The organism is Dyella jejuensis (assembly GCF_044904675.1).
In the GTDB taxonomy this organism is placed as follows: Bacteria; Pseudomonadota; Gammaproteobacteria; order Xanthomonadales; family Rhodanobacteraceae; genus Dyella_B; species Dyella_B jejuensis.
This window is the reverse complement of record NZ_JADIKJ010000003.1, coordinates 231396-238854: the sequence shown is the minus strand read 5'-3', so window position 1 is coordinate 238854 and position 7459 is coordinate 231396. Positions and strand designations below refer to the sequence as shown.

Annotated in this window: 7 protein-coding genes; 3 read left to right on the top strand and 4 right to left on the bottom strand. The window is 61.2% G+C overall.

All coding sequences use genetic code 11. The annotated features are described in order from the left end of the window. Window positions 1–422: 422 nt before the first annotated feature. Window positions 423–1634 carry a tyrosine--tRNA ligase gene (gene tyrS / locus ISP15_RS04935; protein ID WP_404545706.1) on the bottom strand — a complete coding sequence of 404 codons (1212 nt, stop codon included), beginning with the start codon at window positions 1632–1634 and terminating at the stop codon, window positions 423–425. Between the two features lie 210 nt (window positions 1635–1844). Between tyrS and ISP15_RS04930 the strand changes: the two genes are divergently transcribed. Both ISP15_RS04930 and ISP15_RS04925 read left to right on the top strand, forming a co-directional pair. Continuing rightward, on the top strand, window positions 1845–3293 hold the full coding sequence (locus ISP15_RS04930; RefSeq protein WP_404545704.1) for an OapA family protein: 1449 nt from the start codon (window positions 1845–1847) through the stop codon (window positions 3291–3293). Beyond that, on the top strand, window positions 3286–4431 hold the full coding sequence (locus tag ISP15_RS04925) for an anhydro-N-acetylmuramic acid kinase (RefSeq protein WP_404545702.1): 1146 nt from the start codon (window positions 3286–3288) through the stop codon (window positions 4429–4431). The genes ISP15_RS04930 and ISP15_RS04925 overlap by 8 nt, the downstream gene beginning before the upstream one ends. A gap of 11 nt (window positions 4432–4442) precedes the next feature. Here ISP15_RS04925 and ISP15_RS04920 read toward each other — a convergent pair whose 3' ends face one another. The 3 genes from ISP15_RS04920 to ISP15_RS04910 form a co-directional block, all read right to left on the bottom strand. Beyond that, complete coding sequence (locus ISP15_RS04920) at window positions 4443–4727, bottom strand: hypothetical protein (protein ID WP_404545700.1); 285 nt, start codon at window positions 4725–4727, stop codon at window positions 4443–4445. A gap of 126 nt (window positions 4728–4853) precedes the next feature. Next, complete coding sequence (locus tag ISP15_RS04915) at window positions 4854–6161, bottom strand: AmpG family muropeptide MFS transporter (protein WP_404545698.1); 1308 nt, start codon at window positions 6159–6161, stop codon at window positions 4854–4856. Next, window positions 6151–6921 (bottom strand): exodeoxyribonuclease III, encoded by a 771-nt coding sequence (locus ISP15_RS04910; RefSeq protein ID WP_404545696.1) that lies wholly within the window; start codon window positions 6919–6921, stop codon window positions 6151–6153. The genes ISP15_RS04915 and ISP15_RS04910 overlap by 11 nt, the downstream gene beginning before the upstream one ends. 35 nt (window positions 6922–6956) lie before the next feature. On the opposite strand from ISP15_RS04910, the gene ISP15_RS04905 reads away from it, so the two are divergent. Continuing rightward, window positions 6957–7451, top strand: coding sequence for a GNAT family N-acetyltransferase (locus tag ISP15_RS04905; RefSeq protein WP_404545694.1), 495 nt, complete (start codon window positions 6957–6959; stop codon window positions 7449–7451). Window positions 7452–7459 lie beyond the last annotated feature (8 nt).

Sequence of the window (7459 nt, the reverse complement as noted above, 5' to 3'; positions counted from 1 at the left end):
TTTCTGAAGCGTTTACCCTAACCGTAAAACGTCAAGCTTTTGAATTGACTCTTAGGTTAGACGCTTGCATTGCTTGGACAGTTTTCCGCCCAACGCAAGACGCCCACACAAGTCACCTGCGCATACTGTCAAAGATCAACCACTTGCGATCCTTTCTTCGAATCGCCCCGAAACCTTTCGTCCCGGGTGAGCCGCCCATTCTACATCCCTTTCTACTTCCGTCAACACCCTCGGCGATGTGTTTTTTGCCGGGGAAGTTGCCGTGCGAGAGGGAGCAGCGGCGGGGTGGCGAATACTAGGGAGGACCTGCTTTTTTGGCAAGCGTTTTCTCAAAATTTTTTTCCCGTGACGCCAAGCGCCCGTCCTCGCGAGCGCTCGACATCGTGTCCCGGTTCGCAGCCATGGCGATTGCCGCGCGCAGCTCAAGCCTGCGTCAGCAGCACGCGCGCGAAGTTACGCTTCCCGACTTGCAACACCGCTTCGAAACCTGGTGAAAAAATCCGTTGCGCATCCTCCACGATCTCGGTGTCGATGCGCACCGCACGCTCCTTGAGCTTGCGATTGGCTTCCGAATTACTCGCCGTAAGGCCAGCAGCCGTCAGTAAGGCAGGCAGTCGCAACCCTTCGTGCGGCACCGGGATTTCGGTCAATGGCAGCAGGCTGGTATCGCCCTCTCCGCGAACCACCGCATGCCAGCCTGCGATGGCCTGTTCGGCAGTGGCGGCGTTATGGAAACGGCTTGCCAATTCGCGCGCGAGCCGCAGCTTGGCATCGCGCGGGTTGAGTTCACCGCTCGCTACTTCGCGCTTCAACTTCGCAAGCTCATCCAACGACACCTGGAAGCTGAGCAGCTCGAACCAGCGCCACATCAGCTCGTCGCCGATTTTCATGGTCTTGGTGACGATATCGATCGCCGGCTCGTTGATGCCGATGTAGTTGCCCAACGATTTGGACATCTTGTTGACGCCATCCAGCCCCTCCAGCAAGGGCATGGTGAGCACTATCTGGGGCGGCTGTCCGTGATGTTCCTGCAGCGCCCGCCCCATCAACAGATTGAATTTCTGATCAGTCCCGCCTAGTTCCACATCGCATTGGAGTGCCACCGAGTCGTAGCCCTGCACCAGTGGATACAGGAATTCATGGATGGCGATCGGCTGTTGTGCTGCGTAGCGTTTGGCAAAATCGTCACGCTCGAGCATGCGTGCCACGGTGTGTTGCGCGGCAAGTTTGATCATGTCCGCCGCGGTCATCCGGCCGAACCATTCGGAATTGAAGCGTAGCTCTGTTTTCTCCCGATCGAGCACTTTGTAGACCTGCTCGGCATAGGTCTCGGCATTGGCGAGCACATCCTCGCGCGTAAGCGGCTTGCGGGTGATATTTTTGCCGGTGGGGTCGCCGATCATGCCGGTGAAGTCGCCGATCAGGAAGATCACCGTGTGCCCCAGGTCCTGGAACTGGCGCATCTTGTTAAGCAGCACGGTATGGCCCAGATGCAGGTCCGGTGCCGTCGGATCGAATCCCGCCTTGATCCGCAACGGGCGTCCCAGCTTGAGGCGCGCCACCAGTTCTTCCTGCTTGATGATCTCGTCGGCGCCGCGCGCGATGATGGCCTGCGCCTGCTCAAGCTCGTTCATGTATTCCTCGTGATTTAGTTGCCTAAGCAGCCAGTAAGGTGATGGCAGCCGTGAATGGCGTTAATTGTGCGTTAACCGCACACCTCACGCAAACCCTTGATAGAAAAGGCGTTGACGCCTTTTGCACAAGCTCGTTATGGTACGCGGAATTGATACTTTGTACCGCAGGGGCGCGGCAGGCATGAATAAGAAGAACAAGGTTGACCAGCGATGGCCATAGGTAAGCAAGACGCGCGTGTTGCACGCAAATTGGCTATCCGCCGCAAGGCCCAACGCCGCCATTCCCATTTCTACCAACGTTGCGCCCACTGGTCGTTCAATCGCCAGACGGGTGGCGAGCAGCCGCCCATCCATTGGCGACGCGAACGCTGGATGCTCGCTGCAACGGCGCTGCTGATCACCGTACTTTCCGGATTTCTGCTTCCCGCATGGGCAACGGCGATGAAACCATCGACTGCGCCCGTCGAGCACACGCTGCTGCCGCTTGCCCTGCCCAAAGTAGAAGCCCTCACACCCAAGGCCCCGACGGTCGAGGACTGGCGCGTGGCACAGGTGCGGCCCGGCCAGACCCTCTCCGACATCTTCCATAGCCAGGGCCTGAGCCTCACCGATCTGCAGCACGTCGTCGACAGTGCCGGCGACGCGAAGAGCGCGCTCCACAACATCCGTCCGGGCCAGGAATTCGATTTCCTGATCGGCCGCAACGGCAATCTCGAGGCCATCCGCTTCGACAAGGACGAATCCACTCGCGCCGTCATCCGGCTCGACAGTGCCACGCCAAGCATGACCACCGTCGCTCGCGCGGTGGAAACGCGCGAGCAGATCGCGCATGGCGTGATCGACGATTCGCTGTTCGCCGCCGCCGCCAAGGCTGGCTTGAGCAATGCGATGGTGATCAAGCTGGCGGACCTGTTCAAATACGACGTCGACTTCGTACAAGACCTGCGCGTTGGCGACAGCTTCACGGTGATTTACGACACCGTGTACCGCGACGGCGCCTATCTTCGCGAAGGCGACATTGTCGCGGCGGAATTCGTCAACCAGGGCCATCGCTATACTGCCTATCGCTTCAAGCGCACCGACGGCAGCATTGGCTGGTTCAGCGAGGACGGCCGTCCGATCCAGAAATCCTTCCTGCGCATCCCGGTGGATTTCACGCGCATTTCTTCGCCTTTCAGCGCCGCGCGCATGCATCCGATCCTGGGCCTGATGCGCGCGCACAAGGGCGTGGATTACGCCGCGCCTACCGGCACGCCAATCCACGCGGCGGGCGATGGCGTAATCAAGTTCCGCGGCTGGATGAATGGCTACGGCAACTTCGTAATCGTCCAGCACGATGCACACATCAGCACGGCATATGGCCATATGTCGCGCTTCGCCACCGAACACGTAGGCCAGCATGTACACCAGGGCGACGTGATCGGCTATGTCGGCATGACCGGCCTCGCCACCGGTCCGCACCTGCACTACGAATTCCGCGTCGACGGCGTGCAGCGCAATCCGCAGACCGTGACACTGCCCAAGCCGGAACCGCTGCCTGGCGTGCAAATGGCGCAGTTCGAAAACACGGTAGTGAAGCCGCAGTTGGCGCGCCTGGCGGAGATCGACAACAACTACAAGCTTGCGCGGGCCCAATCCACTACGCGCAGCGATGATTGAGCGTGATGGGGATGACGCGCAGGCGCTCTACATCGGGCTGATTTCCGGCACCAGCGCCGATGGCATCGACGCGGCGCTGGTGCGCTTCAAGCAGGATCGACCGCAATGGATCGATGCCTTGACGCATCCGTGGCCCAACGCGATACGCACGGATATTTTGCGTATTGCCCAGGGCGAGACCTGCTTCGACCTCGACGAATACGGCCACCTGGATGTCGCCATCGGACAGACTTTTGCTGATGCCGTGCAAGCGCTGCTCAAGCAAAGCCGTACTCCAGCCTCGGCCATCCGAGCGATCGGATCGCATGGCCAGACGATCCGGCACCGGCCATCCGGAAACTACCCCTTCACCTTGCAGATCGGCGATCCCAGCGTGATCGCCGAACGCAGCGGCATCGACGTGGTAGCGGATTTTCGACGCGCCGACATGGCCGCCGGCGGCCAAGGCGCACCGCTGCTGCCGGCGGTGCACGCCATGTTGCTGGCAACTCCTGGCCGCACCCGCGTGATACTCAATCTGGGCGGCATCGCGAACGTCACCATACTCTCGGCCAACGGCGGTGTGCTGGGCTTCGACACAGGCCCTGCCAATGGCCTGATGGATGCGTGGTGCCTGCGCCATCGCGGCGAAGCATTCGACCGCGACGGCGTGTTCGCCGCCAGCGGACAGGTGGACGAAGCCCTGCTGGCCAACTTGCTGCGCGACCCCTACTTCGCGCTGCGTCCGCCCAAGAGCACCGGTCGCGAGCACTTCCACCTCGGTTGGCTGGACGCGCAGCTGCCTACTCCATCCTTGCCGCCCGCCGACGTACAAGCAACCTTGCTCGAACTCACCGCCCGCAGCGTCGTGGATGCGATCGATGCCCATGCCAATGATGCCGATGAGGTGCTGATCTGCGGCGGCGGCGTGCATAACGGCGCATTGCGGAATCGATTGTGCGCATTGCTGGAGCCGCGTGCATTAACCAGCACGGCGGCGCATGGTGTCGATCCCGATTACCTGGAGGCTACCGCATTCGCGTGGCTCGCGCGCCAGCGCCTGCTTGGTCTGCCCGGCAATTTGCCCCCGGTTACCGGCGCACGTGGATATCGCGTACTGGGCGCGGTTTATCCGGCGCCGAACGCCTCCACGCCATAGCAGTACCCCGGCTACTTGCCGGCAGCAACCAACTGCTCGGAGCGCGCCATTGCGAACGCCTGCATCGCTTCCTGGAAAGCAGCCTGTTCGTTTGCGTTCCATTGCGCGTCGGGGGCCGACAGCTCCACCGATTCACGCGCGGTCTCGGCAAGCAGCCCGGCGCTCTCGGATACACCCAGCCCATGTCGCAGCGCCTGCAACACGACATCGTTGGTCGACCATTGGCGTTCTTTGGCAAGCACCTTGATACGCTCGGCCATGAAGCGATCGATGTGTCGAATGGTGATCTCCGGCATAGACGACAATTCTCCGTGCCCGTTCGCCCCTGCACAGCGATCTTCACCGCGCGCCGCATCGCTGGCAATCGTCAGTGCCGCGATCCGTGCACGATTTGGCAATCGCGCTGTGAACGTGTTTACGGATCACGCCGGGTTGGGCGGCAACGGCTCATCATTACGGAATATGTGCCATAGCGCCGCGAACAACAGCATGGCCGGCACGATTGCCAACACCGTCAGCACGAAATAACTGCCGTAGCCGAACGCGGTGATGATGCCACCGGCGAAAAACCCCAGCACCTTGCCGGGCAGATTTACCAACGAACTCAGCAGCGCATATTGGGTCGCGGTGTGTTGACGGTTCACCAGCAATGACAGGAAGGCCACCGTGGGCGGACCGAGCAATCCCTGGGCAAAGTTCTGCCCGGAGATCGCCATGGTCAAAAAGATGAGATTGCCATGGTGGTGGAGCAGCGACAGGTACAGCAGATTGCTGGCCCCTTCAATCACAATGGCTACGCCCAGTGTGCGCCACACGCCCCAGCGCGCCACGGCGGCACCGCCCATGAAGATGCCGGCCATGCTGACCCACACCCCATAAAACTTGGCTACCGTGCCGATTTCGGTCTTGGAAAATGCCATGTCGCGATAGAACGGATTCATCACGCCACCGATGATCGCCTGCTCTGGCAACTTGAACAGCAGGATGAACGCCAGCGTGAGTCCCGCAATCACCCAGCCATAGCGGCGGAAGAAATCCGTGAATGGATCAACCGCGGCTTCACGCAGCCGTTGGCGCCATGGAGCTCGCAAGTGGCGCACCACGTCCGGTTCGCGCATCAGCAGCGTCGTCAGCAGCGGCACCACCATCGCAGCGGCCATGGTGGCGTAGACAGTGCTCCAGGTGACGTGATCGGCCATGATCAGCGCGAGCGCGCCGGCCATCATCAATCCCAGCATATAGCCCAGTGAGTAAGTCGCCACCAGCGCGCCCTGCGCATTGGGCGGAGCGATCTCGATGCGATACGCATCGATGGCGATATCCTGGGTAGCGCCCATGAATGCCACCACCAGCGTCGTAGCGACGAATACATCCAGTCGATGAGGCGTCAATGCCGCCATCGCCAGCAGCCCGGCCGTGACGCCAAGTTGCGCGAATAACAACCAGCCGCGTCGCTGGCCGAGCCTGCAAAACAGCGGCAAGCGCGCATGGTCCAGCAGCGGCGCCCACAGGAACTTGAGCGCGTAGGCCATGCCTGCGCTGGCGATCATGGTGATGTCGGCCAAGACGATGCCATTGTCCTTCAACCACAGCGCCAGCGTGGCCGATACCAGCAGGAACGGCAGCCCGGAAGAAAATCCGAGCAGGCACATCGTCCATGCAGCCGGCTGCGAGAACGCGCGCCAGATCGATGGCTTTTGCGTTGCCGGGACGCCGGAATCAGTCGGCATAGTCGACCGTATACGGTGCGTGATCGGAGAATCGTTCGTCGCGATAGATCGAACAATGCTTAAGCCGCTCGCGCAGCGAAGGTGTGACCACTTGATAATCGATGCGCCACCCGACGTTGTTCTCGCGGGCGCGGCCGCGATTGGACCACCACGTATATTCCACCGCATCCGGCTTGAGCGTGCGGAAGCTGTCCACCCAGCCGCGCTGCTTGAACAGCAGATCGAGCCACGCACGCTCTTGCGGCAGGCAGCCGGAGTTCTTCTGGTTGGAAGTCCAGTTCTTGATGTCATCCTTGGTGTGCACGATGTTCCAGTCGCCGCACAGCACATAATCGCGCCCGCTCTTGAGCCATGCATCAAAGATCGGTGTGATCCAGTCCATCACCTCGAACTTGAATTGCTGGCGTTCGTCGCCCGAAGAGCCCGAAGGAATGTACAGTGAAACCACGCTGAGCTTGCCGAAACGCGCCTCGATGTAGCGCCCTTCGTTGTCGAAGGCATCCCAGCCCAGGGACGTCAGCACCTGGTCCGGTTCGCGCCGGGCGTAGATCGCCACGCCGCTGTAGCCCTTCTTGCTGCTCGCGTCACGGTAGAAACAGTGATGCCTGTCCGGCCGGAACATCGGATCGACCAATTGATCTTCCTGCGCTTTGGTTTCCTGCAGGCAGACCACATCGGCGTCCTGCTTGCGCAGCCATTCGAAGACGCCTTTGTTCGCGGCGGAGCGGATGCCATTGGCGTTCAGGCTGATAATGCGCATGGGCGTTCCTCGTGAGATACGCCATGATAGCAATCATGTCCATGTTGCCCGTCATCCGCGTCGCACCGGTTACAGCCGAGCTTCGTCCGGCCCTGCTGCAGCTTCGGGTTACCGAAGCGCAACGCGACTTCGTCGGTGACATCGAACCCTCGCTAACCGATGCGGAATGTTGTCCGGGCAGCCTCCCCATGACCATCCTTCGCGATGACGGACCGGTGGGCTATTACCGCATCGAGCTGCATCCGGGCACGATCGCCGGACGCGAGTTCGACCTCCCCGCCCTGGGCCTGCGCACGTTTTTCATCGACCATCGCTGGCAGGGCCAGGGCATAGCCACCTCGGCGCTGAACGTGGCCGTCGATGACGTGGCCGAGCGCTTTCCCCAGGCGCGGCTATTGGTATTGCTCGTGAATGGCCGCAACCTCGCAGCATTGCGGCTGTATCTTCGCGCCCGTTTCGTGGACACCGGTCAGCTGTACCATGGCGGACGTTCCGGGCCGCAACATCTGCTGTGGCGCGCCCTGCCCTGACCTTCGAC